The sequence below is a fragment of the Sulfitobacter sp. HI0129 genome (genome assembly GCF_001635395.1).
Classification (GTDB): domain Bacteria; phylum Pseudomonadota; class Alphaproteobacteria; order Rhodobacterales; family Rhodobacteraceae; genus Sulfitobacter.
On record NZ_LWGH01001145.1, the window covers coordinates 1 to 660 of the forward strand.

1 protein-coding gene and 1 pseudogene are annotated in these 660 nt (G+C 59.5%); one reads left to right on the forward strand and one right to left on the reverse strand.

Translation table 11 applies throughout. From position 1 onward, the window contains the following. Positions 1 to 214 (reverse strand): hypothetical protein (locus tag A3764_RS23785; protein WP_067952189.1); only part of this gene is annotated, 214 nt, incomplete at its 3' end. A gap of 132 nt (positions 215 to 346) precedes the next feature. Between A3764_RS23785 and A3764_RS23790 the strand changes: the two are divergent. Next, positions 347 to 660: pseudogene (locus A3764_RS23790) on the forward strand (hypothetical protein); the annotation flags it as partial.

The following is a 660-nucleotide window of genomic DNA, read 5'->3' on the forward strand; positions in this document are numbered from 1 at the left end:
TGAAATACCGCGGCTCGGGACCGTGTGGGGTGATCCGGGTCGAGACCAGAATGGCTTCCGGCTCACCCTCGCGCAGGTAGATGCACTGGTAGCGCGGCTTGCCATCGTCGGTGAACCCCACGAGTTCATACCGGCAGCGGAACGCGATGCCTTCTTCTTGAAGGTCTTTCACACCATCGATGGTGATCAGGATCTGGTTGCGCGCTATCGGCATGTTCGGACTCTCCCCATGAGAGCCCTTCTACTTCACGACACTAAGGCCATAAAGTCATATAGAGTCAATACGACATATTGCAGATAAATACATATTGCGCGATAGTCCGCGCAACTTTTGCGGGAGAGTGACATGAGACGACAAGTGATGGCGGCGGCGATGGGGGTGATGGCAGTGTTCGGAGCCCCGGAGAAGGCGCAGGCCTATGACATCGACTGCGCCATCATGCTCTGCATGGCGGGTGGGTTCCCCCCGAGTGCCGTTTGTGCCCGCGCCTATCGCACCATGATCCGCCGCATCACGCCCTGGCCGAGTCTACCGCCCTTCGGGGTCTGCACCTTCGCCCATGTGCCGGTCGAGCTCGGTGGTCCGGGCGGCGAGGGTGAACTCGACACCAACCTGCCGGAATACGAATGGCTGAACCGGACCCATGTGATCTGGTTCAC